At 63.0% G+C, this 24,769-nt stretch carries 22 protein-coding genes and 1 pseudogene; 10 read left to right on the top strand and 13 right to left on the bottom strand.

All coding sequences use genetic code 11. The features are described 5' to 3' along the window. The first annotated feature begins 17 nt into the window (after positions 1-17). The 8 genes from ACYVL5_RS10845 (at position 18) to ACYVL5_RS10810 (ending at position 9,710) form a co-directional block, all read left to right on the top strand. A complete protein-coding gene (locus tag ACYVL5_RS10845) occupies positions 18-1,067 on the top strand; it encodes a hypothetical protein (protein WP_460595589.1) in 1,050 nt (349 codons plus the stop codon). Between the two features lie 864 nt (positions 1,068-1,931). Beyond that, positions 1,932-2,243, top strand: a complete 312-nt coding sequence (locus ACYVL5_RS10840; protein ID WP_250680279.1) for a DUF485 domain-containing protein — start codon at positions 1,932-1,934, stop codon at positions 2,241-2,243. A 23-nt stretch (positions 2,244-2,266) separates the two neighbouring features. Then, the gene (locus ACYVL5_RS10835) at positions 2,267-4,258 is read left to right on the top strand and encodes a solute symporter family protein (protein ID WP_460595588.1); all 1,992 of its coding nucleotides are present in this window, start codon (positions 2,267-2,269) and stop codon (positions 4,256-4,258) included. Between the two features lie 180 nt (positions 4,259-4,438). After that, positions 4,439-5,653, top strand: coding sequence for a putative nucleotidyltransferase substrate binding domain-containing protein (locus ACYVL5_RS10830; protein WP_460595587.1), 1,215 nt, complete (start codon positions 4,439-4,441; stop codon positions 5,651-5,653). A 38-nt stretch (positions 5,654-5,691) separates the two neighbouring features. After that, a complete protein-coding gene (locus ACYVL5_RS10825) occupies positions 5,692-6,012 on the top strand; it encodes a DUF4212 domain-containing protein (RefSeq protein WP_460595586.1) in 321 nt (106 codons plus the stop codon). Beyond that, positions 6,005-7,516, top strand: a complete 1,512-nt coding sequence (locus ACYVL5_RS10820) for an SLC5/6 family protein (RefSeq protein ID WP_460595585.1) — start codon at positions 6,005-6,007, stop codon at positions 7,514-7,516. Before ACYVL5_RS10825 ends, ACYVL5_RS10820 begins: the two co-directional genes overlap by 8 nt. Positions 7,517-7,664: 148 nt before the next feature. Then, positions 7,665-8,912 carry a putative nucleotidyltransferase substrate binding domain-containing protein gene (locus ACYVL5_RS10815; RefSeq protein WP_460595584.1) on the top strand — a complete coding sequence of 416 codons (1,248 nt, stop codon included), beginning with the start codon at positions 7,665-7,667 and terminating at the stop codon, positions 8,910-8,912. 3 nt (positions 8,913-8,915) lie between these two features. Then, positions 8,916-9,710: a sugar phosphate isomerase/epimerase family protein gene (locus ACYVL5_RS10810; RefSeq protein ID WP_460595583.1), complete on the top strand. Its 795-nt coding sequence runs from the start codon at positions 8,916-8,918 to the stop codon at positions 9,708-9,710. Here ACYVL5_RS10810 and ACYVL5_RS10805 read toward each other — a convergent pair. Next, the gene (locus ACYVL5_RS10805; protein ID WP_460595582.1) at positions 9,700-10,155 is read right to left on the bottom strand and encodes a universal stress protein; all 456 of its coding nucleotides are present in this window, start codon (positions 10,153-10,155) and stop codon (positions 9,700-9,702) included. The genes ACYVL5_RS10810 and ACYVL5_RS10805 overlap by 11 nt on opposite strands. A 247-nt stretch (positions 10,156-10,402) precedes the next feature. On the opposite strand from ACYVL5_RS10805, the gene ald reads away from it, so the two are divergent. Then, positions 10,403-11,527 carry an alanine dehydrogenase gene (gene ald / locus ACYVL5_RS10800; protein ID WP_460595581.1) on the top strand — a complete coding sequence of 375 codons (1,125 nt, stop codon included), beginning with the start codon at positions 10,403-10,405 and terminating at the stop codon, positions 11,525-11,527. Positions 11,528-11,808: 281 nt separating this feature from the next. Here ald and ACYVL5_RS10795 read toward each other — a convergent pair whose 3' ends face one another. From ACYVL5_RS10795 to ACYVL5_RS10760, 8 genes are all read right to left on the bottom strand, one after another. After that, positions 11,809-12,603, bottom strand: a complete 795-nt coding sequence (locus tag ACYVL5_RS10795; protein ID WP_460595580.1) for an inositol monophosphatase family protein — start codon at positions 12,601-12,603, stop codon at positions 11,809-11,811. Then, positions 12,593-13,051, bottom strand: a complete 459-nt coding sequence (locus tag ACYVL5_RS10790) for a ferritin family protein (protein WP_460595579.1) — start codon at positions 13,049-13,051, stop codon at positions 12,593-12,595. Before ACYVL5_RS10790 ends, ACYVL5_RS10795 begins: the two co-directional genes overlap by 11 nt. Positions 13,052-13,147: 96 nt before the next feature. Continuing rightward, on the bottom strand, positions 13,148-14,740 hold the full coding sequence (locus tag ACYVL5_RS10785; protein ID WP_460595578.1) for an alkaline phosphatase family protein: 1,593 nt from the start codon (positions 14,738-14,740) through the stop codon (positions 13,148-13,150). After that, positions 14,712-16,127: a class I SAM-dependent methyltransferase gene (locus tag ACYVL5_RS10780; protein WP_460595577.1), complete on the bottom strand. Its 1,416-nt coding sequence runs from the start codon at positions 16,125-16,127 to the stop codon at positions 14,712-14,714. The genes ACYVL5_RS10785 and ACYVL5_RS10780 overlap by 29 nt, the downstream gene beginning before the upstream one ends. Continuing rightward, entirely contained in the window at positions 16,117-16,302 is a 186-nt protein-coding gene (locus ACYVL5_RS10775) for a hypothetical protein (protein WP_460595576.1), read from the bottom strand. Before ACYVL5_RS10775 ends, ACYVL5_RS10780 begins: the two co-directional genes overlap by 11 nt. Before the next feature lie 49 nt (positions 16,303-16,351). After that, positions 16,352-16,555 (bottom strand): hypothetical protein, encoded by a 204-nt coding sequence (locus ACYVL5_RS10770; protein ID WP_460595575.1) that lies wholly within the window; start codon positions 16,553-16,555, stop codon positions 16,352-16,354. A 178-nt stretch (positions 16,556-16,733) separates the two neighbouring features. Beyond that, entirely contained in the window at positions 16,734-18,086 is a 1,353-nt protein-coding gene (locus ACYVL5_RS10765; protein ID WP_460595574.1) for a sigma-54-dependent transcriptional regulator, read from the bottom strand. Then, positions 18,076-20,094: a sensor histidine kinase gene (locus ACYVL5_RS10760; protein ID WP_460595573.1), complete on the bottom strand. Its 2,019-nt coding sequence runs from the start codon at positions 20,092-20,094 to the stop codon at positions 18,076-18,078. The genes ACYVL5_RS10765 and ACYVL5_RS10760 overlap by 11 nt, the downstream gene beginning before the upstream one ends. 248 nt (positions 20,095-20,342) lie before the next feature. Here ACYVL5_RS10760 and ACYVL5_RS10755 point away from each other — a divergent pair, with 248 nt between their 5' ends. Next, the gene (locus ACYVL5_RS10755; RefSeq protein WP_460595572.1) at positions 20,343-21,974 is read left to right on the top strand and encodes a SecDF P1 head subdomain-containing protein; all 1,632 of its coding nucleotides are present in this window, start codon (positions 20,343-20,345) and stop codon (positions 21,972-21,974) included. Between the two features lie 72 nt (positions 21,975-22,046). Here the strand turns inward: ACYVL5_RS10755 and ACYVL5_RS10750 are convergent, their stop codons facing one another. The 4 genes and pseudogenes from ACYVL5_RS10750 to ACYVL5_RS10735 all read right to left on the bottom strand — a co-directional run. Next, complete coding sequence (locus ACYVL5_RS10750; RefSeq protein WP_460595571.1) at positions 22,047-22,949, bottom strand: DUF4384 domain-containing protein; 903 nt, start codon at positions 22,947-22,949, stop codon at positions 22,047-22,049. Between the two features lie 128 nt (positions 22,950-23,077). Next, positions 23,078-23,506 carry a hypothetical protein gene (locus ACYVL5_RS10745; protein WP_460595570.1) on the bottom strand — a complete coding sequence of 143 codons (429 nt, stop codon included), beginning with the start codon at positions 23,504-23,506 and terminating at the stop codon, positions 23,078-23,080. Positions 23,507-23,789: 283 nt separating this feature from the next. Beyond that, a complete protein-coding gene (locus ACYVL5_RS10740) occupies positions 23,790-24,239 on the bottom strand; it encodes a hypothetical protein (protein WP_460595569.1) in 450 nt (149 codons plus the stop codon). 411 nt (positions 24,240-24,650) lie between these two features. Beyond that, positions 24,651-24,769: pseudogene (locus tag ACYVL5_RS10735) on the bottom strand (IS30 family transposase); the annotation flags it as partial.

Here is a 24,769-nt window from a genome sequence, read left to right as displayed (position 1 = left end):
TTCGGGAGGATCACGAGATGCCGATGAAAATATCGAACGCCATACTCCTTCTCGTGGTGGTTGTCATCTGCGCGACCTTCTCACTCAGGGTCTTCCAGGGTCTGGACGAAATGATGGGAGACCAGTACTGGGTGGTCGACACCACCAAGGGGGACAACGGCTGGTACGCCATGGGGCTTTTGCCCCACGTGAACAAGGTTTCCAAAGAGATCGTCAAGGCGGTCAACACCGATCCCAACGCCCGGGAGAAGTACCTGATCTACGCCCAGGCCGGGGACTTCGCCGGGAACTCCGTGTACGGGATCTGCCTCGGCATCCCCCTCATCATGTACCTGATCTGGCTGGCCTTCATCCTGGGCTTCCCGGACCGGATCGATCCCTACCTCCTCCCCAGAAGGATCTTCACCCTGGCGGTGATCGCCATGTGCTCGATCATCGTCAATCTCTTCCTGATGCGGATCGCCGCCGACTTCGCCCGCGATCCCATGTCCCGGATCGCCAACGTGGCCGGAAACCACGCCTCGCTGCTGTTCCATAACGCCGGCATCTGGTTCGCCATCCTCTTCTCCGCCCTGGGGACCCCCAACCACAGCGCCCGCGAGACCGCGGCGCCGGACAGCAGGAACTGGCAGACCCAGGCCAACGAGAAGTTCAACTGGATGTTCGTACTCCTCTTCGCGGTGACCATCCTCGAGGTGGCGCTGGTCAAGAACAAGCTCGCCCTCCCCGACGCCGCCGTCGATTACTCGGTCTGGATCATCCTGGTGGTGATCTTCATGCGGATGTACGGCTTCTCCCCGAAGTACTGGGTCAAACGGGGACGCGGGATCGGCATCATGGTGGCCGGCACCCTCTTCACGCTGCCGGTATTCTACCTCCTCGAGCGGGCCACCGGCACCCTGGGAGCCGGCTTCGCCTCCCCCATCCTTTCGAATACACTGGGTCCGGAAAACGCCAACATCGGACTGTCGCTGATGATTTCAATCTATCTCATCTTCTGGATGGAATTTTCGGCGGCCATCCGGATGAATGGACCGTCGAAGTCACTGGGTATGCTCAAACGCTGAACAGTTTTAACCGAAATATGAGAGACTCCTGTAAAAGGGAGGGCCGAAAAAGGCCCTCCCTTTTTTTATTACTTCACGCCGTTGACATCCTAATGAAACAACCTATCCTTGGTCATTAAGGGAGCTGGCATCATAAGAAAATTAAGTTGCTGTTATTGATGATGGCCCGTACTTGGCTATGACAGTGCGATACTCGCACAGGCCATCCGCGCTCTCTTTAAAAGGCGGAAACCTTGGTCGCCAAAGACGCGATATCCGGTTAAATTCCAGCATAGTGAGAGCGTACACCCAGGCAGATAGTCAATCTTCGCTACCCTGCCGAGGCGAGAAAGCATGCGGGCAAAAGCCGGAAATAAAATGCGACACCGTTTCAGGAATCGCAGCGGCACCCCAAGGAAACGGCGTCACAACGACGCACCGGGATGGCCCCCAACAAAAATAAAAAATAATTTACCCCCAATTTTTTCATTTACTGTCGTGATTTTGAATATTTAGTGCGAACCAGGGGCTTCAGCCCCTTCATTTTTGTTACTTGCAAGATTTAAAACGGCGTTTATTTTTATTGTACATTTTAAAATCATGTGGTAAAAGTGACGCAAAGGGTTGGAAAATGAGACGGTGTTTCAGAACCAACACCAACCTCCCGGCATCTCAACAACATTGGAACGGTCGGTTTTTCAACAAGTTAGCAACAGGCAACGCGAGTAAAACGGCTGAACATTTTTGGCTCCAGAATAGAAGCAGCGCTTAGCTGAAACGGGATCACAAAATTTTTCAAAAAAGGAGGAGTTATCGAAACCTGACGAACACGGGGCGGGACGCCGCCACCACAACAGTGCATTTATCAAGAAAGGAGTGACAACCATGGCAGAGAAAAAGTACGACTGGGCCGCAATCGCAAAGAATCCAAAATTCGTGGAACTTCACCACAAAAAGACCGCCTTCCTGTTCGGCTGGTGGATCTTCAGCTGCGTGTACTACTTCCTGCTCCCCCTGGGTGCAGCCTACACCCCCGGCATCTTCAAGGTGAAGATCATCGGCGTCATCAACTTCGGGTACATGTTCGCTCTTTCCCAGTTCTTCGTATCCTGGGGGATCGCGCTCTACTACTCCCACGTCGCCAACAAGGACTTCGACCGGCTGACCAGGGAACTGATCGACGAACTGCATCTTTAGGAAAGGAGGAACGACACATGACCATGAAGAAGATATTCATCGCCGCCACGCTGGCACTCTCTATCGCCGGTGCCGCCTTTGCTGAAGAGCCCGCCAAGGCACCCGCAGCCGCCCCCGCCGCAGCAACCGCTCCCGCTGCCCAGGGAGCCGCTCCGGCCGCCACCGCCGCCGCCCCCGGGGCCGCCGTCGAGAAATCCGCGGTAGCCGCACCCGCTCCGGCCCAGCCCGAGAAGAAGCACGAGCTCAAGACCAACAGGACCATCACCATCGGCCTGTTCGCTATCATCATCGCCATCACCATGGGCGTCGTCGTTTGGGCCGCCAAGCAGACCAAGACCGCGGCAGACTTCTACGCCGCAGGCGGCGGCATCACCGGTACCCAGAACGGTTGGGCGATCGCCGGCGACTACATGTCGGCAGCCTCCTTCTTAGGTATCTCCGGCCTCATCTCGCTTTACGGCTATGACGGGTTCATGTACTCGGTCGGCTGGCTGGTGGCTTACATCACCGTGCTCCTGATCGTCGCCGAGCCCTGCCGTAACGCCGGCAAGTACACCCTGGGGGACATCCTCTCCTTCCGTACCTCCCCCAAGCCGGTCCGCGCCTTCGCCGCCATCTCCACCGTATCGGTCTCCACCTTCTACCTCACCGCCCAGATGGTCGGTGCCGGTAAGCTGATGGCCCTTTTGGTCGGCATCCCCTACAAGATGTCCATCATCGGCGTCGGCATCCTGATGGTCGGCTACGTCGTCTTCGGCGGCATGACCGCCACCACCTGGGTCCAGATCATCAAGGCAGGCCTCCTCATGTCCGGCGCGATCCTCCTCTCCATCCTGGTCATGGCCAAGGCAGGCTTCAACCCGATCGGCTTCTTCGACATCATCGTCAACAACCCGAACATCCAGGATCACGTCTCCAAGCTGGTCCTGAAAGACGGCGTCATCCTCTCCGGTATCGATGCCGGCCAGCGCTTCCTCGAGCCCGGCCTCTACATGAAGAACCCGCTTGACCAGATCTCGCTCGGTATGGCCCTCGTGTTCGGTACCGCCGGCATGCCGCACATCCTCATGCGCTTCTTCACCGTCCCGACCGCCCAGGCCGCCCGTAAGTCGGTCATCATCGCCATGTTCATCATCGGCGGCTTCTACGTGCTGACCACCCTCCTGGGCTTCGGCGCCGCCATCAACCTGACCCCGCAGGCGATCACCGCGGTCGACGCCGGCGGCAACATGGCTACCCTGATGCTGGCCCAGGTCATGGGTGCCGACATCGCTCCGGTCATCGGCGACCTCTTCCTGGCCTTCCTCTGCGCCGTCGCCTTCGCCACCATCCTCGCCGTGGTCTCCGGCCTGGTGCTCGCCGCCTCCGCCGCCATCGCCCACGACATCTACGTGAACGTGATCAAGGACGGCCACGCCGACCAGCACGAGCAGGTCTTCGCTGCCCGCGTCACCTCCTTCGTGGTCGGCGCCTGCGGCATCCTGATCGGTATCGCCGCCGAGAAGCAGAACGTTGCCCACCTGGTGGCACTGGCCTTCGCGGTCGCCTCCTCCGGCAACCTCCCGGTCGTCGTCCTCTCGCTCTTCTGGAGGAAGTTCAACACCGCCGGCGTCATCTCCGGCCTCGTGGTCGGCACCGTCTGCTCCATCGCGCTGGTGCTGGTCTCCCCGAACATGACCTACCCGAAGGTGACCGCCGCCGGTGCCAAGAAGGTGGTCGCCGCCATGGAGAAGAAGCAGGCTGCCCTGCCGGCAGGCGCAACCCTCTCCGAGAAAGACGCCAAGGCTCTCGCCAAGGCCCGTGAGGATGCCAAGCAGGACGGCACCTCCATCGTCGGCCTCGACAAGCCGCTCTTCACCCTGAAGAACCCGGGCATCGTCTCCATCCCGCTCGGCTTCCTGGCCGCCATCATCGGCGCCCTGGCCTTCCCGAACCGCCGCTCCGAGGAGATGTTCGACGAGGTCTACGTACGTCAGAACACCGGTATAGGCATGGCAAAGGCCATCGACCACTAGGATCTGGCCGGCTAAGTAACAGGAAAATGGGGAAGGGAAACCTTCCCCATTTTTTTTATTAGTGTCCTCGATGCCGATCAGCAATAACGGCACGGTTATACAAAGAGTTTTACAAAACGCAATTTTTCTGTAGAATCATTCAAGCAGTCCCCATCCACTCTCAAGAACGGAAAAGCTGCAATGCCCCACCAGATCTACCCCGCCGAAATGACCGACGAGGAGCTCCTGAAAGAATTGATGGGGCGGGTGCAGAGCTTTTTGCCGCTTCTGGAGGGGGACGAGATCCCGGCCATGTTGAGGGGGCTCAAACTCTCCGCCCAGGAGGAGCTCGACGAGCTCTCGCGCTTCACCCGCCGCCAGCAGGAACTGCTCGACTCCATCCCCGCCGCCGATTACGAAGGTCTCAACCATCTTCACCAGCTCCTGAACCAGGTGGAGATGGAGCGCTTCCTCAAGTTCTACTCCGTTCCCGCCCTGCACGAAAACTGCACCGATTACCGTGACGCCCTGGCCCGCCGGGCCCTGGAGCTCGTGCAGGACGAGATGCCCACGCCCCCTCCCCTCCCCTTCGCGCTCATCAGCATGGGGAGCGACGGCCGGGAGGAACAGACCCTCATCACCGACCAGGACTACCTGATCGTCTACGCGGACGGCGGCGCCGAGGAGGCCGACCACTACTTCCGGGAGCTCTCGCTGATCCTGGTCGAGCGGCTGGCCGAGGCGGGCTTCAAGAAATGCACCGGCGACATCATGCCCTCCAACGAGAAGTGGCGCGGGTCGCTGTCGCAGTGGATGCGCCGGCTCCTCTCCATCGCCCGCTACGAATGCGAGGACTACGGCAAGAACCTGATGGACCTGATCGTCATCTCCGACGCGCGCTACGTGGCCGGGGACCGGGAACTGGCCGGGGAGCTGGTGACCCGCATCAGGGCGCTCGAACAGGACTATTTCCAGGCCCTTTGGGGGATGGCCAAGGCGGCCACCGAGATGAAGCTCGCGCTCGGTTTTCTGAAACGTTTCTGGACCGAGGGGAGCGGCGAGCACAAGGGTGAGTTCAACTTGAAGCTTCTCGCCTGGGCGCCGCTGGTGATGAACGTCAGGATCCTCGCCATCAACCAGGGGATCCCGGCCACCTCGACCGTGCGGCGGATCGAGCTTTTGGAGAAGGAGCGGAGCTTCTCACCCAACACCGCGCGCGGGCTGATCGAGGCGTACCGCATCCTCACCAAGCACCGCATCCTGCTGCAGATCAAGGTGATCAAGGGGATCCAGAGCGACGCCTACTACCTGAACCCGTACTCGCTGGCAAGCGACGAGCGGGAGCAGATGAGGCACGCGCTTTTATTGATCGAGGATCTGCAAAAGATCATCCACACCAATTTCTCGATCATGTAACGTTAGCCCTTCTTTACCAGGGGGCTCGGGAGTCCGCCATGAACCGCCAGCAACGCTACCAGGTCAACCTGTTCCGCCCGAAGACCGGCCACATGCGGGACGAGGTGATCATCATCTGCGCCATCCTCTTCGGCTGGGCCGTCTGCACCTTCGGCTTCCAGATCGTATTGGCGGTGAGCAGCGGCACCGGGCTCGGGAGCCTCTTGACCCGCCTGTCGCTCTTCGGGCTCCCGCTCCATTTCTGGTTCACCGGGCAGTTCCTCCCGCTATGGTTCATCGTCCTCTGCATCTTCTTCAACCTCTACATCGACCGCATCTCCGAATTCCACAGCCGCAGGAGAGACCGCAACTATGACTGACGCCTCCTGGACCCTGGTGGTCGCCACCATCGCCCTCCTCTCCTTCATCGTGGTGGGGCTCAAGCAGAAGTCGCGGGAAAGCATCGAGTACGGCTTCGGCGGACGTTTCACCGGCCGCATCGGCGGCGGGGCCGCCATCGCGAGCAACTGGATGAGCGCGGCAAGCCTCATGGGGCTCGCCGGCCTCATCTACCTCAAGGGGTACCAGGCGCTCGCCTACGTGATCGGCTGGACCGGCGGCTACGTGCTGCTGCTGGTGCTTCTGGCCGGCCAGATCCGCCGTTTCGGCAAGTTCACCGCCCCCGACTTCGTCGGCGAGCGCTACGCCTCCCCGGCCGCGCGCCTGATGGCGGCGGGGATCTCGGTGATGATCTCCATCATCTACTGTGTTGCCCAGTTCAAGGGGATCGGCCTGATCTTCTCCTTCATGCTGGGGATCGACTACGCCCACGGGGTGATCTACGGCGCGGCCGCGGTGGTCTCCTACCTGGTGCTGTGCGGCATCCTCGGGGTCCCCCGCAACCAGCAGCTGCAGTACTTCGTGATCATCGTCTCCTTCATCCTGCCGCTCATGTGGCTCGCCAGGAAGCTCGGCTACTTCTGGCTCCTCCCCCAGTTCGGCTACGGCGACGCCATGGGGGACCTCGCCACCCGCTTCGGGATCGACATGTCCACCCCCTTCGCCCAGGGGACCCTCTTTCAATGGTGCGCCCTCTGCTTCACATTGATGGTCGGCACCGCCGGGCTTCCCCACGTCCTCTCCCGCTTCTACACGGTCCCCAACCTGAGGGAGGCGCGCTGGAGCGTGGTGTGGGGGCTCTTTTTCATCGCGCTCATCTACTGGTCGGCCCCCGCCTACGCGGTATTCGGGAGGCTCATCGAGGCAAACGGCGGGCAGACCCAGCCGATCAAGGCGATGGCCGACCTGGTGGTCCTCAAGACCGCGGTGGTGGCGGGGCTCCCGGGTTGGGTGATCGGCGTTTTGGCCGCCGGGCCGCTCTGCGCCGCCTTCTTCACGGTGGCGGGACTCCTGATGACCGGCGCGGCCTCCATCTCCTACGACATCTTCTATTCCATCCTCCATCCCGGCGCGAGCGCGAGCTCCCGCATGCGGGTAGCCAAGGGTGGAACGCTGGCCTTGGCCGGGCTGGTCCTTTTGATCGCCCTCAACACTTCCGGCATGATCGCCGAGATCACCGCGATCGCCTTCGCCCTGGCGGGGAACACCATCTTCCCGCTCTTTCTGCTCGGGATCTGGTGGGAGCGGGCCAACGGCGAAGGGGCCATCGCCGGGATGCTGGCCGGGGTGGTCTGCACCTTCGCCGAGCCGTTCTTCGGCACCGTCTTCCCCCAGGCCGCCGTCTGGTTCCCGCTCACCTCCTCGTCGCTGTTCGGAGCCCCGCTGGTGATCTGCGTGATGATCGTGGTTTCGCTGATCACCCCTCCCCCGCCCGAGGAGATGCGACGGTTCCTGGAGAAAGAGGTGCACGGGCATCTGGACTAAAAACAACGGTTCTACGTTCTATGTTCTACGTTCTAGGTTAACGGCTTAAGAGGCCTCGTCAGGAGCAGCCCATGCTCTAACTGCGGTTCTACGTTCTATGTTCTACGTTCTAGGTTAACGGCTTAAGAGGCCTCGTCAGGAGCAGCCCATGCCTTTGCTGTTGGGAACTAAGGGAAAAGACATCCTGGAATGGCGCGCCAGCAACGAGCTGATCGACGGGATCAGGGAGAGCCTGGAGCGCCGGTGGGGGAGGAGTTCGACCCGCAAGGCCGAGGGGGTGATCAGGGAATACCTCGCCCTCTTGGACGGGGAGCTCGCCTTCGAGGAGGAGTTCGCCCGGGAGCTCGCCGCCCTCAACGATGCCGCCGACGACGCACCAGGGTCCCCGGAACTGCGCGCGCTCCTGCGGCGCCACCAGGAACTGGTCTCCGCCTACTTCCGCCGCCGTGGTTCCGTTTTGGCCATGACCGGGAGCTGCAACCGGTTCCACGACCGCGTCCTCGCCCGCGCGACCGCGCTGGCCCGCAGCCGGATGGCCTCGCTCGGGCAGGGGGAGCCTCCCACCTACGCGCTGCTGGTCTCCGGCGACCGCGGCCGCTGCGAGCAAACCCTGGTGAGCGACAACCGCTACCTCCTCCTCTACCAGGAGGACTCCCCCCGCGCCCTGCTTTTCAGCCGGCAACTGACCGAGGCGCTCAAGGAGTCCGGGATCCTGACCGGCGACCACCTCTTCTGGCACGGCCCCCTCTCCCGCTGGCGGGTCATCGTGGAGGGAAGCTCCCCTTCCATCTCCGACGACGACTTCCCCCGCTCCCCGCTGGTGGACGCCCCCCACGAGTTCCCGGAATGGGAGTGGCGTCTGGAGGCGATCTGCGACCTGGCCTTCGCCGGCGGCGACCAGAAGCTTGCCGCCACCGCCCTGGAGGCCGCCCGCGCCGCCCTTCTCGAGGAGCGCTACCGGGCCGCGTTCATGCAGCTCGCCCGGCGGATCATCACCCTCCCGCTCGCCCTGGGGCGTTTCGGGAGGTGGCGGCTGGAGAAGGAGGGGGACCATCGCGGCGAGCTCGACCTGCAGCAGCTGGCGCTTTCGCCGCTGGTCATGACGGTGCGGGTTTTGGCGGTGCAGGCGGGGATCGCACCGGGGGGGACGGTGGAGCGGGTCCAGGCGCTCCTGGAGCGGGGGGCGCTCAGCGTGGATCTATCGGACCGGCTGTTGAAGGCCTACCAGCTCCTCATGCAGATGAAGATCCAGTGGGAAGTGACCACCGGCGAAAGGGGGGCGTACCTCAACACCGAAGAACTGGGAAGCGAGGAGGACGAACGGCTGCGGGGGGTGCTGGATACGGTGCTCAGCCTGCAGAAGATCTCCTACCAGCGCCTGGTGGGGATGGCGTAGCGGATGCGGATCTCCATCTCGGCAGGCACGCTGTACATCTTCCCGCTGGAGAGGGTCTTCGAGATCGCCGCCGAGGTCGGTTTCGACGGCGTCGAGCTGGTGATCAACCAGGAGTTCCAGAAGGTGAACTCGCGCCGGCTGATCAATAAGCTCGCCGAGAGCATCCCGGTCCTCTCCATCCACGCCCCGTTCATGGCGCTGGACGGCTGGGGGAACCAGATCGACTCGGTCAAGAGGTGCGTGGAGATCGCCGGGGACTGCGGGATCGGGCTGGTGAACTTTCACCCCCCTTCCTGGCTCGGCTGCGAGATCGGCTACTGGCGCTGGCTGTACAAGATCAACGACTTCCAGCGGGAGATCGGCGGGGACAAGGTGGCGCTCACCCTGGAGAACATGCCGTGGACCGGGAAGTACCGGATCAACGGCTACATCCTGTCGGAAACCCAGAAGATGATCGACTTCCTGAAGGAGAGAAACCTCTACCTGACCTTCGACTGCACCCACATGGGGAGCGGCAAGGCCAACTTCATCAACGACTTCTACCTCTGCTACAACTCGGGAAGGATCAGGAACATCCACTTCTCCGACTACGGGCACGGCCGCCAGCACCTGTTGCCCGGCCACGGCATCCTGCCGCTCACCCGTTTCTTGAACCACCTGCGAAACACCGCCTACAACGACATCGTCACCCTGGAGCTCTCCCCGCACGAATTCCCGCGCGACGAGAAGATCATCGTGCAAAGCCTCAAGGAGATCCTCGACTACCTGAGGCGGGAGACCGCCAAGACTACCCCCTGACCACGTACACCGAGCACTTGGCGTCTTTCACCACCTTGTGGGAGACGCTCCCCAAAAGCTTCCTCTTCAGAAATCCTTTCCCGGTACTCCCGATCACGATGACGTCGATCTCTTCCTTGTCGGCATAGCGTAAAAGCTCCTCGGCCGGGTCGCCGTAGACCACCGCGATCTCGAGCGGCACCTCCATCTCGGCCGCGTTCTTCTCGATCACGTAGAAGATCCGCTCCTTTAACTCGGCCCAGCCGTCCTGCTCGGTGACCGGCTTGGTGGGGACGAAATCGGTAAAGGTGTTGCGGGTGGTGTTGGGGAGCACCAGGAGGCCGTACACCTTGCTCTTGAACTGGCTCGGGTTGCCGGCCGCCAGTCTCACCGCCTCCTCGGCAGCCTTGTCGGAAAGGGGAGAGCCATCGATGGCCACCAGGATCTTCTTGCGCAGGTTGAGCATATACTTCCTCCGATTTGCCGTCATCCAGTCGGGAACGGTTGTGCAACTATAATTCATTGATTGAGGTTTTTCAAAAGCTATTTTAGGGGGTTAACCGCCGGCCGGCTCACCCTTTCCTCCCCCCTGCCGACACAATCAGGGTGTGCTGGTTGACAGCACCGGCTCCCCCCGTGAGAATATCAGTAGCGGTAGGGGCAACGTTCAGTCATTGATGGGGCGCTGCCATGACAATTCCAGGGGGTGCGGCATGATCGTCGGCGTTTTGAAGGAGATCAAGACCGAGGAGAACCGGGTTTCCATGACGCCGGCCGGGGTGGAGGTGATGACCGGCCACGGCCACCAGGTGCTGGTGGAGAGCCTGGCCGGGGTGGGGAGCGGCTTTAGCGACGACGCCTATCGCGACGCGGGAGCCACCGTGGTGACCACCGCCCAGGAGGTCTACCGGCGCGCCCAGCTGGTGATGCACGTGAAGGAGCCCCAGCCCTCCGAGTACGAGCTGATCCGCGAGGGGCAGCTCATCTTCACCTACTTCCATTTCGCGGCCTCCCGCGAGCTGACCGCGGCCATGATGAGCTCCCGGGCGGTCGCCATCGCCTACGAGACCATCACCGACGCCAGCAACAACCTCCCGCTACTCACCCCGATGAGCGAGGTGGCCGGCCGCATGGCGGCCCAGGAGGCGGCCAAGTACTCGGAACGGGCCCAGGGAGGGCGCGGGATCCTCCTGGGAGGTGTTCCGGGGGTCCCGCCCGCCACCGTGGTGGTCTTGGGGGGCGGGGTGGTCGGGACCCACGCGGCCCAGATGGCCTGCGGGCTGGGGGCCAAGGTCTACCTGGTGGAGGCCGATCTCAACCGGCTGCGGCACCTCTCCGAGGTGATGCCCAAGAACTGTTTCCCGCTGATGTCGTCGCCGGCCACCATCCGGGAGCTCGTCAAGGCGGCGGACGTGGTGATCGGGGCGGTACTGGTGAGGGGAGCCAAGGCGCCCCGGCTGGTGACCCGGGAGATGCTGAAGAGCATGAAGAAAGGGGCGGTGCTGGTGGACGTCGCCATCGACCAGGGGGGCTGTTTCGAGAGCTCGCGCCCCACCACCCACAAGGCCCCCACCTTCGAGGAGGAGGGAATCCTGCACTACTGCGTGACCAACATGCCGGGTGCGGTCCCGCTCACCTCCACGGTGGCCTTGACCAACGCCACCCTCCCCTACGCGGTCGCGCTCGCGGGCGAGGACTGGCGGGAGGTGGCCCGGAAGGACCCGGGCATCCGCGCCGGCATCAACGTGGCGCTCGGCAAGGTCACCTACCGGGGAGTGGCGGAGGCCTTCGGCCTGGAATACACCCCGGTGGAGAACCTGCTGATCTCGATTCCATAACCCCTTCGCCGTCGCGGAAAGGGGCAGCACTTCCCTATTCCCTCGCCCCTTTAGGGGAGAGGGGCAGCACTTCCCTATTCCCTCGCCCCTTTAGGGGAGAGGGGCAGGGGTGAGGGAGGTTTTAAAATCTTCCCTCACCCGGCCTTCGGCCACCCTCTCCCCCAAGGGGGCGAGGGTATATTTAGTGATGCCTTCTGAAGAAGGCGCGAGGGTACAAAAAAGGGGGGCTGTTCGGCCCCCCTTACTTTTTGCTGCAGTACGGCTTCCTCCGCCCGCCCTCGCTACTCCCCCCGCTTCAATACCTCGATCATCTCCTGGTGGATCGCTCCGTTGGAGGCAAGGATACGGTGGTCGTGGATCGAGTAGGGGTGGCCGGCATAGTCGGTCACGGTCCCTCCGGCCTCGGCCACGATGAGCGAGCCGGCCGCCACGTCCCACGGTTTGAGCTTGCATTCCCAGTAGCCGTCCAGGCGCCCGGCCGCCACGTAGGCGAGGTCGAGGGCGGCGGCCCCGGCCCGGCGCACGCCGCGGCACTCCAGGTGGAAATCGATGAAGTGCCGGAAATTGTTCTCGTTGTCGCGGGTCCGGTCGTAGGGAAACCCGGTGGCGAGCAGGGTCCCGCCCAGGGGGGCCTTATCGGAGACGTGGATCGACTGGCCGTTGAGGAAGGCCCCCTTCCCTTTCACGGCGGTGAAGAGCTCGTCCATCATGGTGTGGTAGACCACGCCGAGGATGACCTGGCCGTCGTGCTCGAGCCCGATGGATACGCAGAACCAGGGAAAACCGTGGGCGTAGTTGGTGGTGCCGTCGAGAGGATCGATCACCCAGGTGAAGGGGGCCGAACCGGTCCGGTAGGTGTTCTCCTCGGCCAGGAAGCGGTGATCGGGAAAGGCCTTCTTGAGTCTCGCTACGATGAGTTCTTCACAGCGGCGGTCGACCTCGGTCACCAGGTCCACCGCCCCCTTCAAGGTCACGTCGTGCTCCCGGTAGAGTTCCTCACGCTGCACGCTTCCCGCCTCGCGGGCGGCGGCGGTCGCCTCTTCCAGGTAGCGCGCGATTTCCCGCTCACTGGACATCGCGTACCCCGTTCTCGGGCTGAGCCAGGATTTCGCCGAGCTGCTCCAGCAGGGTGAAATGGACCTCGTCTTCCTCGGCCATCCTCATCAAAAGCTCCCGCTCCCAGAGATGGGTCGCTTCGCGGGCCAGCTCCCAGAGATGCCGGGCGCTCGAGGCCTCGAAGTCGAGGGCCGCCAGGTACTCCGCCGTCTCGTAGCGGAACCGCTGGCGTTTGCCGCTCCTCAGGCTGTGGAGCAGCGGGCGAGCCCATTCGAGGGTGGCGGAGGTGGGAAGATCCACCTTCCCCGCAGCCTCGAGGGCCCGCAGGGCCTCGGCGTGCCGTGCCTCGTCCTCGGAAATCATGGTGAAGATCCTGCTCACGTCCGGGTTGGGAGACAGCGCGCTGAAGCGCTCGTACCGCCCCTTCCCGACCTCCTCCTTGCTGAGTACCACGTCCTTCGGCGTCATTTCCCCCTCCGTTTCTGTAGGCTGCCAGCTGGAAAACAGTAGCAGAAAATGGGGAAATAGCAAAGGGGGGCAAAATCCCTGGCTTTTTGCCGATAATCAGTCCGCATCGGGCTCTTCTTTCGAGATCCTGACCGGCAGCGAGCCGCCGGCCGTCTGGGCGTCCAGCCAGGAGGCGAGCTCGGCCGGGGTCCCCACCTTACCGTCCAGCACGCTCAGGACCATCTCCTTGGTGAGGATGGTGTTGAAGCGGCCGCCGTAGGTAAAGCCCGCGCGCTCCCCCGGAAGCTTCACCAGGTAGGGGACGTGCTGGCGGTCGAGGACCTGGTCGTAGGTGTTGGTCCGCCAGTGGTGGTCGGAGGAGACCACCAGCAGGGTCGAGTCCCAGATCCCTTTTTCCTCGAGCGAGCGGCGGAGCTCCCCGAGGCAGCGGTCGGCCAGGGCCAGGTTGTCGAGGTACCCCTCCCGCTTGTTGCGGTTGAACGCCAGCCGCCCGCTCGTTCGGTCGTAGACGTTGGGGGAGTGCGGCACCGAGAAGTGGAGGAAGGTGAGGGTCGGGTCCTGGGTGCGGATGGCCGCCGCCACGTCCCGCCCCATCGAGGTCACCATCCCGATCTGGTTGTCGGCCAGCATGGTGCTGCTACCGGGCAGGAAGCGGAAATCCACCACCTCCCGCCACTGGTGCACGAGGACATCGAGGAAGCTTTCCGAGGTGTAGAAATTGAACCGGGGGTAGTCGCGGCAGAAATCGACCCCCTTCATGGTCCTCGCGTAGGGGATGTACCACCCGAGAAGCGCGGTGCTCCCCCCTCGCCTCTTCACCTCGCTGAAGACGCTCTCCTGGGCGGCAAAGTCGCAGGGGGGAAGGCCACCCTGCCGCTCCAGCTCCAGGCTCGCGGCCCCCTGCGGCACCGTCCTCACCAGCGGGATCCCGGTGATGAGGGAGGGAAGGGAGGTCTGGGTGTTGTCGTTGGGCGAGTAGGCGCGGGTGGCGAAGAAGGCCTCCCTTTTCAGCCGGTCGAAGGCAGGAAGCGACAGCGATGCCGGTCGCTTGGCAAAGGCCAGCCGGTAGTCGGTCTCGTCGAAGATGACCCAGACCACCCGCCTCTTCAGGGGATTGACCAGCGGCCGGGAAGGATCGATCGCATGGGGACGGAAATGGGCGGAGGGCTCCACCAGGTACACCGCCTGCAGGGACTCGCCGAAGGTGATGAGGAGATAGGGGGAGAACAGCAGGGGGAGCACGGTGTAGTGCCGGGCGAGCCACCCCCGGTAGCGGACCAGGAGCCCCAAGAGGAGAGCGCCTCCCCCCCAGCAGGCGACCGAGAACCAGAAGGCGCCCCGCACTCCGAAGAGGAAGACGAAGCGGGCGAACGAGATGAAGGCGACCCCGATGCCGTAGGCGACGATGACCGTAGTCGCGCAGATGACCGCCAGCACCAGCCAGGGGAAGAGGCGCCGCTCCCCCTTCACCAGCCGGATGAGGAGGTAGAGGAGACCGCCAACCAAAAGGACGTTGGCCATGGCGGCCAGGTAGCTGTTGAGCGGGGAGGCGGCCAGGAAGAAGCCGCTCCCCCGGTGGTAGGGGAGGATCTTCAGCCACAGCCTGACCAGCCAGAGGTTGGCCACCGAGAGGGAGGCGATCACCTCGCGGCGGCTCCCCTTAGACCAGAGGATTTTTTTCCATGACATACAGCCAGCGCTCCTGGTCGATCACCTGGGTCCTTTTGCGGATGGTGAAGTGTTGGGCGGCGGTCCGCTCGAAGTGCTCCCGGGTCAGGTGGCGATACAGGGAATCGCGCCCCCGCGTCAGCCTTTTGAACTGGGGGTCCTCCGGGGGGACATACTCGATCACCAGGTGCCGGTTAGTGATCCGGGCGGCCAGGGCCAGCACCTCCTCGAGGGGGATCTGGTCGGTGACCGACAGGTGATGGACGAGAGCCAGCATGAAGAGCGCGTCGAAGCGCCCGCGGGCCCTTGCCAGGAAGGAGGGGGTCTCCTCGTTGTTCCACCCGGCGGACGGGGTGGGACGGGCGAAGTCGACCACCAGGGGGAGGATATTCATCCCTTTTTCCGCGCTCTTTTGGTAGAGCTCTCCCACCACCACGGGATCCTGGTCGAGGGCCACCACCTCGGAGCCGGCCACGGCCGCCAGCCGGGAGAAGTGCCCCGAGTTGCACCCGATGTCCAGCACCCGGCCGGGGCGCGTCTGGCGGAGAAACTCCTCCACGAAGGAGCTCTTCTGATCGAAGGCCTCTTTCTCGTAGCTGCAGCTCTTCGAGTAGTCGCTCCAGGTGGAGCGTGCCGGGGGGCGCCAGGAGCGTTCCACCTGGCGACGGAGCCCCTTGAGCTGGGTTCTCAGCACGAACTCCGCCTGCTCTCCACTCTTGAGCCGGCGCGGGCGGTAGACCGCTTCCCCCTCCCGCTCGGCCCGGCCGGAGAGCCAGACCGGAAGGGAGACCGGGGAGAGGAAACGGGGGCGGACCCTGTCGAGGGGGCCGAGCATCCGGTACAGCTGCTCGGGCTCCACCCCGTCGCGACGGATAATGAAGAGCGAGGAGAGCGGGAGCCCCAGGTGCGAGGCGGCCAAAAGCGGGAGCAGGAAGGTGCGCATGAACTGCCCGTGGGCGAGCCAGACCGGGTCGCATGGGTCCCGCCTCTCGAAGGAGAGAACGTCCACGAAGATCGGGCGGCTCCCCTTGAAAAGGACGTTGTAGGGGGTGGCGTCCTTGAGTCCCACCCCCCGGGAGAGCCCCCGTTCCGCCATCTCCAGGGTAAGCAGCGCGGCGGCCTTCAGCATCTCCCCGCACCACTCGGCGGGGAAGGAAGGAAACGGGATCGACTCGTGGGCCAAAAGGAGCTCTCCCGGCCGGGTGACCGAGGCGAGCTGCCCGGGAGGCTTGTCGAGGACGCGGGTGCGCACCAGCTCACCCGTTTTCATCATCCCCTGGAAGAACTCCCCTCCCACCAGCGCCCGGCACTCCTCGGCCGCTTCGGCGTAGACCTGGCGGACCGGCGAGTCCCCCACGAAATGGAGACGCCCGGCGGGGTCGCGGAACGAGCGGGCTCTACTCTTCATTCCGTTTCACGGCCTTGACGAGGAAGCCCCATATCCTTCTGAAGTAGAACATGGCCCCGATGAAGAAGGAGACGATGAGCTGCCAGAGCATGAGGCCCGAGCCGGGATCGGAATAGGCATGGGCATAGCTGGGAAAAAGCAGGCAGAGGTACAGTACGGCAAGTAAACGCTTCACGGGATACTCCTTGGGATAAAGGAATGGGCCTCGACGGCCGCCACAATCATCACGGCTTCCCCTCCGGCTGCCGGTGCTCCTGGTACACGGGGCAGGAAGGGAAGTTGCCAATACAGTAAGTGAGCATCTTGCCGATGGTGGAGCTGGAGATGTTCATGCAGTAACAGTCGGGAAAGGGCCTGGGAAGGTAGTCGCAGACCATGCGGGTCCTGGCGGTGTCGATCCTGGGAAGAGTCTGTTCGGCGGTGGTCATGTCCGGTTGAGCCTCGGCGAAAGGGGAAACCCCGTTGCTGGTGATGCAAAATGGTTAGCAAACAGGGTGCCAGCGCTTCAAGAGGCCGCAATGACTGGTTTTCGGCGGGTTGCCGGGGAGGAGGGGGTAGGCAAAGTGAGGAGTGGCGGACTCCCCGGGGTGGGCAAAATGAGGAGTGCTAGAGGCCGTAACGCTCCAGCATCCGTTTGAAGCTCCCGTACTCGACGTCCAACAGGCGGGCGGCCTCCATCTTTTTACCCCCGGTCGCTTCCAGCGCCTGGCGAACGGCCTGCCGCTTGATCTCCTCCAGGGTCTGGAGAGGAGAGCCGGGCGCGGCATCGGGGGCGGTGGAGAGCAGGCGGGAGAGTTCCTCGGGGGCGAGGGTCTCCCCGGCGAAGAGGGCGGCGCGCTTCATGACGCTCTTCAACTCCCGGACGTTTCCCGGCCAGGAGTGGCGGGTCAGCATCAGGAGCGCCTCGGGGGCGAGGCGGGGTGGGACCCGCCGCAACTCCGAGCAGATCTCGTTCAAGAAGGTGCGCCCGAGAACGGGGATGTCCCCTCCCCTCTCCCGGAGCGGGGGAACGACGATGACCAGGTCGGCCAGCCGGTAGTAGAGGTCCTCGCGGAAGCGTCCCTCCCTGACCTCGGCCAAGAGGTCCCGGTTGGTGGCGGCGATGATGCGGACGTCCGCCGTCACCGGCTTGGTCCCCCCGACCGGGAAGAACCACTTCTGTTCCACCACCTGGAGGATCTTCGCCTGCAGGGAGGGGGAGGCGCAGTCGATGTCGTCGAGGAAGATGGTCCCCCCGCTCCCCTCCTCGAAGAGGCCGCTGCGGGCGGTGCCGGCGCCGGTGAAGGCCCCCTTCACGTGCCCGAAGAGCTGGCTTTCCACCAGGGTATCGGCGAGGGAGCTGACGGTGACCGGGACGAAGGGGTGGTGGCGCCGCTCGCTCAGCGAGTGGATCAGCGAGGCGAGGTGTGACTTCCCCACCCCGGTCTCCCCCTGGATGACCAGGGAGAAGCCGGTGCCGGCGATGCGGCGGGCCTTGGCGACCACCTCCTGCATGGCGGGGCTCTCCCCCAGGAAGAGCTCCAGGGCGGCCTGCTCCCGGCTCCGCAGGCGGGAAAGCTCGCGCTCCTGGAGGATGGGGGCGCCCGCCCGGTTGATGGCGGCGACCAGCTCGCGGCAGTCGAGAGGTTTCCTGACGTAGGCGGCGATGCCGAGCTCGATGGCCTTCAAGAGGTAGCCGGTCTCGGTGAAGGCGGTGCTGAAGATGATCGGGAGCCCCGGGGCGATTTCGCGCAGGCGCCGGGCGAGTTCCAGCCCGTCCATGACCGGCATCATGATGTCGGAGACCACGACGTCGGGGCGCTGGCTGGTGAAAAGGTCGACCGCCTCGGCGCCGTTGGCGGCGGTGAGCACCCGGTCGAAGTACATCTCCAAGACGATGCCGATCCGCCCCCGCAGGTCCGGCTCGTCCTCCACGTAGAGGATCTTCAAGGCGCTCTTTTCGTTGGTTTCACTGGCCATCTCCACTCCTCTCTCCTTCCGGCACTACCCGGACCGCACGTCGCATCACCCCGCCGCCTCCCCCCTCCCCCTCCGGAGCCCCCTCCGGAGCCCCCTCCGCAGCGCCACCGCCCCCGATTGTCCTTTGCGACTGTTTAGGGAGCAGCACCCGAAACACGGTGCCGTCCTCGCCGCAGCGGAAGGAGATCTCTCCCCCCATGCTCTCCTCGACGATCAGCTTGGCCATGTAGAGGCCGATACCGGTCCCCGTCCCTTCCGGCTTGCTGGTGAAGTATGGCTCCCAGACCTTGTCCGCAATCTCGGGGGGAATGCCGCAGCCGTTGTCGGCCACCTCGATGACCGCCACCTCCTCGCCCCAATCCAGCGAAATCACGACCGTCCCCTCTCCCGAGGAGGAGTCTCCCCTCCCCCACCTGGCCGCCACCGCGTCGAAGGCGTTACTGACCAGGTTCAGCACCGATTGCTTGAACTCGTTGTGGTAGCCGCGGATGACGAGCGGCCTCCCTTCGGCCCGGTCCCTAAGCCTCAGGGCGATCCCGGAGTTGGCGAACTGGGCCGAGACCAGCAGCATGACCTCCTGGATCTTCTCCCTCACGTCGAAGTTCTCCTCCACCTTGTCCGGCGAAAAGAAGTTCCTGAAGTCCTCGATGGTGTCGGACATGTAGTAGAGCTGCTTCTGGGCGTCGGCCTCGGCCCGCTCGAGGAAGCGCTCGTCGAGCATGCCGCGCTCGGACGCCATCCGCAGGCTCTGGATCACCGCCCCCAGGGTGGCCAGCGGCTGGCGCCACTGATGCGCTATCGCTCCGATCATCTCCCCCATGGCCGCCAGCCGGGCGTGGCGGGCGAGCAGGCGCTCGTGCTGCAGGCGGCGCTCGGTCTCCTCCTCGACCCGCTGGGAAAGCCCCTGGTTAAGCGCCACCAGTTCGCGGTCACGGGCGGCCAATCGCGACGCCATGTCATCGAACGCCTGCCCCAGCTCGCCGAGTTCGCCCCCCCTGACCGATTGCGAGACCCGGGCTCCGAGATCGCCTCCCGCCAGCCGGTGGGAGGCCTGCTGCAGCGACCTGATCCGATTGACCAGGCCGAACTTCCCGATCAGGATGGCCAGGATCACCGCCACCAGGAGCACCGGGGAGAGGATCGCAACGCTGGCGAGCTCGGCCCGGCGGGCATTCGCCAGGGTCTGCTGGATCGGGACCACCGTCCTCAGGTAAAGATACGGGGTCCGCTCCCAGCGCAGCTTAAGGTTGCCGTGGGAAACGAGGGTGTCGTCCTCGGTGCGGATGGTTCCGCCGGCCTCCCCCTGCAGCATGGCGAATTCCCGCTTCGGAAGTGGGCTCCCCAGCGGGAGTCCGGCCTCGCGGTTACGGTAGATCACCACCCCCCGATGGTCGGCCAACAGGAACGAGGTTCCGGCGGGAAGCCCGGAGTCGAGGAGGAGCTGGTTGAGATGGCCGAAGTCGATGCTGATGATGATGACGGCATCCACCTCTCCTCCCGTGCCCAGCACGGGGTAGCCGAAGCCGATGTTGGGCTTGCCGGAGATCCTGCCGAGCCCCGCTTCTCCGGACGAGAAGCGGCGGCTTTGGCAGGCGCTTTCGAAAGCCCGGTTGCCCCGGAGCGAGACGGTCTTGGTGAAGGGGAGCGCGGAAGCCCAGATCTCTCCGGAACGGTCGGTGATGACGATGTTGCTGTACTCGTGGGTAACCCGCATGATGTCGGCGAGGACGCGGTTGACCGCATCGGCACGGTGCAGCTTCACGTCCGAGAGCTGGGCGAGCGCCATGGCGAGCTGTTCGGCGTCGCCGGTCAGGTTGTACTGTTCGGAAAGGATGCCGCGGGCCAGGAGATTGGCCTCGGTGAGCCCCTCGTTGAGGGACGCCCGGCGCTGCTGCCAGCCGGAATACAGGATGAGGGCGACGGCGGGCAGCGACAAAAGGAGCACCATCAGCACGAGGTGCGTCCTGAGTGAGCGGGAAAGGAAAAACCTGTAGAAGGAGTCGATCATGCGGCGTCTCTTAAGCAAGGGGACAGCGGCAGTCTAATATCTCCCGGCGGTTTTGCCAATTCTTTTCGCACTCCCCGTCCGCTTGTCCTGGGCGAAGGGGGAGGAACTACTGTCCATGTCCCGCCCGGTGTAACGGACTCACACAATGATTTTTCTTTGGCCCAGATGCAGCTATTGCTATTCCAGTTCAAGCAGATTAAGGTAACGGCAATCCGCAGCTGAAGGTGGCGCCCAAGGGAGATTGGCAGATGATAGCGAGGCTTTTCAAGGTCCTGACGGGACAGTCGTTACGTTGTTGGCATCTTTGCCCGATGGCACTCCTGGTACTGCTGGTGGTCATGACAGTACAACCATCGGGCGCAGCAGCAGCTGGCAAGCAGAGCGTCATCACCCTGGAGATCTCTTCCACGGGGAAAGGGTTGATCGACAAGGAGATCACCCGCCGCTCCGTTGAGGTGATGAAAAACCGTCTGGAATCGATCGGCATTACCGACGGCTCCGTCGAGCAGAGGGGGGAGCGATGGATCACCCTCCGCGTGGGACGGACCGGTTCCGAACTGGACTCCATCATCGGGTTTCTCATCAGACCGTCCCGGCTGGAATTCAGGCAGGTCAAGGACGCCAACGCCGGGGAGGGTGCGGCAGACGGTACGGAAACCCTTTACGAGTCAAGACTGGATGGAGAGGGGAAGGTGGAGGAAGTCCCTTATCTCGTGGAGAAAAAGCCGCTTTTGTCCGGAGACGTCGTGGAGAGTGCCGAGGTGACCTTCACCGAGATCGCCGGCGCAGGAATACCGGTCATCGATCTCGCTTTGAACAAGAAGGGGAGCGACCTTTTTGCCCAGGTGACCGAGGCATCGGTCGGGGAGAAAATTGCCATCGTCGTCGACGGCAACGTGGTCTCCGCCCCCGTGATCCGCGCACCGATTACCGGGGGGAGGCTGCAGGTAACCGGCGGTTTCACCGCCGAGGAGGCCAGCGATCTCGCCAAGGCCATCAAATCGGGGGTGCTGCCGGCATCGATCCGCGTGGCGGACCGGCGCGAGGCCGGATCGGGCGAAGAGCCCCCGACCGGCGCCGAAATCAATGTGGACGAGGTAGCCGATGCCCGGGTAGCGCCCCGCACCGACAACTTTGCGGTCGTGATCGGGATCGAAACCTATCGGGATATCAAAGGGGTCGATTTTGCCGTGCACGACGCGAAGACGGTGCAACTGTACCTGACGAGACTCATGGGTTATCCGGAGGAGAACGTCGCCTTTCTCCCCAACGAAAGGGCCACCAAGTCGGATCTGGAAAAATACCTGGGCGCCTGGCTTAAGAACCGGGTCACCCCGCAGAGCACCGTTTTCATCTATTACGCAGGTCACGGCGCCCCCAATCCGGCCAGCGGAGAACCGTACCTGGTCCCCTATGACGGCGACCCCAACTATCTGGAAACCACCGCCTACCCGCTGAAAACCCTCTATGCAGGGCTTGCCAAGCTTTCGGCCAAGCAGATTGTGGTCGTGCTCGATTCATGCTTCTCCGGCTCCGGAGGCCGGTCGGTGCTGGCCAAAGGTGCGCGCCCGCTGGTCATGTCGGCAGAGGCTCCTTTCGCCTTGAAGGAGAACATGGTGGTGCTGGCCGCCGCCGGCGGGAGCCAGATCAGCACCTCGTACGACAAGGGCAGCCATGGACTATTCACCTACTATCTGCTCAAAGGGTTGAAGGGAGAAGCCGCGGCGGGAAAGGAGGGGTCCATCACCGTGGAAGGGCTGTACCGGTACCTTCTTCCCCGGGTAGAAAAGAGAGCCCGGTTGCAGAACGTCGAACAGACACCGGTCATCACGCCGTCTTTGGCAAACCTCAAGGAAATAGGGAACCTGCGCCTGCGCTGACCGCTTCCGAGAGCCGTCCGATGGGAGATGCTCCCACCGATTCCCCCGGGCGGCAAGCGGTGGTGGGGCGTGTCACCGGGGCATGATCTGGTAGTTCAGTGTGTATTCTCCCCAGTCGGCGGGATCTATCTGCATGAGACGTTTCAGCAGGTCGCTCACCAGGCCGGTGGATTTCGCGTCGTACACCCTGAATCCCTCCTGAAACCCGCTGTCCAGCAGGGGCTCTTCCTCCCTGGTCGCGATGATCTTGATCCTCTCCACTGCCCCGGTGCGCTTGAATGCGGGCAAAAGCATCGCTTTGAGCCGGATCCCCGTCTCCGGTGGCGGAAAGGTCGCCAGTTGGTTGGCGCGGATGAAATTGTCGCGGATTTTCGAGTTGGGCAACAACTGCGTTACCGAGTTGTCGGCTCCGACCACGAAAAGGTAGACATAACTGTCCCTGCTGACCTGGTAATGGATTTCGACCGCTTCGCCTTCCTGCAGGCTTTCACGGGAGAGCGCCCCCTTGATGCGTATTCCTTCGGAGCCTTCGGGATAGAACGGCCTGATGAGGGCCCTGATCTTGACACGGTACCGGTTCGGGTCGATTCGGTCACGCTCCTGTTCAAGCACCTCGACCTTCTCGATCCAGCCCCGGACCCTGGCGAAGATCAGGTCTTCGGCGAGCTGACCGTTACTGACCAGGGTGTGAGAGCGGAGAAAGACTCCGGTCGCACTCTCCACGGCAGCCCGTTCCGCTTCCACCTTGGCCCGTTGGAATACCTCGACGGGAGCCTCCAGGTCGCTGCCGACCGCTTCCCCCACCGCTTCGACCACGACCGGTTGGTCGGCGGCCTGGTCGGCGGCCTGGGCGGCACTGGTCGCTCGCGGTGACGCCAAGGAAAAAACCGACCAGAAACATATGCCGGTGATGATACCCCTGCCCCAAAGGGCTGCCGGTTTGCCGAAGCGCCCCGTGTTGTTGACCGTGTGCACCGGCACCTCCCGATTATTCACCCCTCCCCACATGCTCCCCGGGCCTCCCCCCCATTGCCTACCCTGCCGCGTCCAGCCTGAAGCCGGCCACCTCAGCGGTTACCGCCGCCACCTCCGGGCGGTGCAGATTAGCATGCGCAGTTAGCGCATATCAATTCAAATATATCCCAGTTCCGCCGGCCTAATGCCCGCCGGCTCGCGGGGTGGGCGCTCCCCAAGCCCATGCGGCTCTCGACTCCTCCCGCCGGGGCAGCGATTGCGGTACCGGCGAAAATAGCGCCGGGGGGGAGCGGGACCGGCGCCCGGCAGCGGTCGGAGTAACTTACTTCACGCTCGGAGTAAATTACTTTTCGCTCGATGTTAATTACTTCATGCTCGATGTTAATTACTTCTCGCTCGATGTAAATTACTTCGTGCTCCGAGTAAGTTACTTCGTGCTCGAAGTAAATTACATCACGCTCGGAGTAAATCACTTCATGCTCGAAGTAAGTTACTTCGCGCTCGGTGTAAATTACTTTTTGCTCGAAGTAAGTTACTTCTTGCGTGAAGTAAATCACTTCATGCTCGGAGTAACTTACTTCGTGCTCGGAGTAAGTTACTTTGAGCCATTTTCCTTACTTTTCGGCCGATGGGGGCAAGGCAACGCGTGGAAGGGGTAGGTTATGGCTCGCATGGGGAGGGCTTGCGCCGATATGACAGGATAATTGATACCGGGGGGGGCTTGGCGGAAGGAGGCATGGTTTGCTGAGATACAAGGGACAAAAAAAGGGGTTACCCTGAAGGTAACCCCACAGTCTCGCTATGTGCCGGTGCCGCTGACAAATCTTTCGAGCCGGCCTTTTACGCCGGGTTCGGTTCTTCGGTTTGGACCTCTTCGTTGGCACTCTTGGCATTCAGCTGCAGTGCAGCCGGAGCCGGCTTGGCCCGACCGCTGGTCCGGCGTTCCCTGGCAACATCGAACCCGGAGGAAAGAAGGATGTCCGGAGTGAGGACCGCCGCCGCCTCAAGAAGGGACGCGATCAGATCCAGGTAGCCGACCACCTCCCTCTCGAGCGCCTCGCGGGCGGCAATCGAGAGAATCCCGCGCATAAGGGCTTCGTGGTACACGGTGTCCAGCTTGTCTGCTGCCGCGAAAAACAGCCCCAACAGTTCCGGGTGATTCAGCCACACCGACAACGGGATGTTCGGGTTGTCGGTCAGGGCTTTCCTGACCCTCTGGGTCAACCCGTGGAGCTTGCTGCACTTCCAATAACGGTAATTGCGCAAGATTCTACGGCTCTGCGTAACCATGGCTCGCCTCCTTCACCTCGGCCATCGAAGTGGGTGGGGTGCCGCTTGGCGCCCGTGACATTAGCAACCACCAATATTCACAAGCCTACTGAGTGCCGTAGGGAATGCAAGCGCCATGGCGCATTTTCTTTTCTTGGGGTTACCCCGGTCGGCCCTCTTAATGGCGCCAAGGAAAGAGCAGGCCCGGGCAATCAAAAGGCGGCCTCCTGCGGAGAGACCGCCCTTAAATGGTTCACTACTGCCACGCCAGCGCCTTATGCAACGCCAGCGTGACCGGCGGAGCGCCTGGCTCCTTCAAGCTTTCACTGGCTTTCATAAACCGCGGAGACCTGGTCCACGCGTTGGTTGGGACTTCTTTCTTCCGATATTATCAATTTATGAATACATGTCCCATTGCCGCCCCCTGTCAATTCAAGTTGCAAATGCACCAGCGAGGGCAGTAGCAAAGACCTCAGCGGGCGTCCGGTAGTCTAAACACTTGCGGGGGCGGTTATTTAGCCGATCGACTGCCTTCTGTACCGCCTCTTCTT

This window comes from Geomonas sp. Red276 (assembly GCF_054784495.1).
This window is presented reverse-complemented; position numbering and strand designations above follow the sequence as displayed.

Excerpts from the sequence above, each read along its gene's own strand:
- ACYVL5_RS10845 (WP_460595589.1), top strand. The coding sequence starts at position 18 with ATGCCGATGAAAATATCGAACGCCATACTCCTTCTCGTGGTGGTTGTC.
- ACYVL5_RS10840 (WP_250680279.1), top strand. The coding sequence starts at position 1,932 with ATGGCAGAGAAAAAGTACGACTGGGCCGCAATCGCAAAGAATCCAAAA.
- ACYVL5_RS10835 (WP_460595588.1), top strand. The coding sequence starts at position 2,267 with ATGAAGAAGATATTCATCGCCGCCACGCTGGCACTCTCTATCGCCGGT.
- ACYVL5_RS10830 (WP_460595587.1), top strand. The coding sequence starts at position 4,439 with ATGCCCCACCAGATCTACCCCGCCGAAATGACCGACGAGGAGCTCCTG.
- ACYVL5_RS10825 (WP_460595586.1), top strand. The coding sequence starts at position 5,692 with ATGAACCGCCAGCAACGCTACCAGGTCAACCTGTTCCGCCCGAAGACC.
- ACYVL5_RS10820 (WP_460595585.1), top strand. The coding sequence starts at position 6,005 with ATGACTGACGCCTCCTGGACCCTGGTGGTCGCCACCATCGCCCTCCTC.
- ACYVL5_RS10815 (WP_460595584.1), top strand. The coding sequence starts at position 7,665 with ATGCCTTTGCTGTTGGGAACTAAGGGAAAAGACATCCTGGAATGGCGC.
- ACYVL5_RS10810 (WP_460595583.1), top strand. The coding sequence starts at position 8,916 with ATGCGGATCTCCATCTCGGCAGGCACGCTGTACATCTTCCCGCTGGAG.
- ACYVL5_RS10805 (WP_460595582.1), bottom strand. The coding sequence starts at position 10,155 with ATGCTCAACCTGCGCAAGAAGATCCTGGTGGCCATCGATGGCTCTCCC.
- ald (WP_460595581.1), top strand. The coding sequence starts at position 10,403 with ATGATCGTCGGCGTTTTGAAGGAGATCAAGACCGAGGAGAACCGGGTT.
- ACYVL5_RS10795 (WP_460595580.1), bottom strand. The coding sequence starts at position 12,603 with ATGTCCAGTGAGCGGGAAATCGCGCGCTACCTGGAAGAGGCGACCGCC.
- ACYVL5_RS10790 (WP_460595579.1), bottom strand. The coding sequence starts at position 13,051 with ATGACGCCGAAGGACGTGGTACTCAGCAAGGAGGAGGTCGGGAAGGGG.
- ACYVL5_RS10785 (WP_460595578.1), bottom strand. The coding sequence starts at position 14,740 with ATGTCATGGAAAAAAATCCTCTGGTCTAAGGGGAGCCGCCGCGAGGTG.
- ACYVL5_RS10780 (WP_460595577.1), bottom strand. The coding sequence starts at position 16,127 with ATGAAGAGTAGAGCCCGCTCGTTCCGCGACCCCGCCGGGCGTCTCCAT.
- ACYVL5_RS10770 (WP_460595575.1), bottom strand. The coding sequence starts at position 16,555 with ATGACCACCGCCGAACAGACTCTTCCCAGGATCGACACCGCCAGGACC.
- ACYVL5_RS10765 (WP_460595574.1), bottom strand. The coding sequence starts at position 18,086 with ATGGCCAGTGAAACCAACGAAAAGAGCGCCTTGAAGATCCTCTACGTG.
- ACYVL5_RS10760 (WP_460595573.1), bottom strand. The coding sequence starts at position 20,094 with ATGATCGACTCCTTCTACAGGTTTTTCCTTTCCCGCTCACTCAGGACG.
- ACYVL5_RS10755 (WP_460595572.1), top strand. The coding sequence starts at position 20,343 with ATGATAGCGAGGCTTTTCAAGGTCCTGACGGGACAGTCGTTACGTTGT.
- ACYVL5_RS10740 (WP_460595569.1), bottom strand. The coding sequence starts at position 24,239 with ATGGTTACGCAGAGCCGTAGAATCTTGCGCAATTACCGTTATTGGAAG.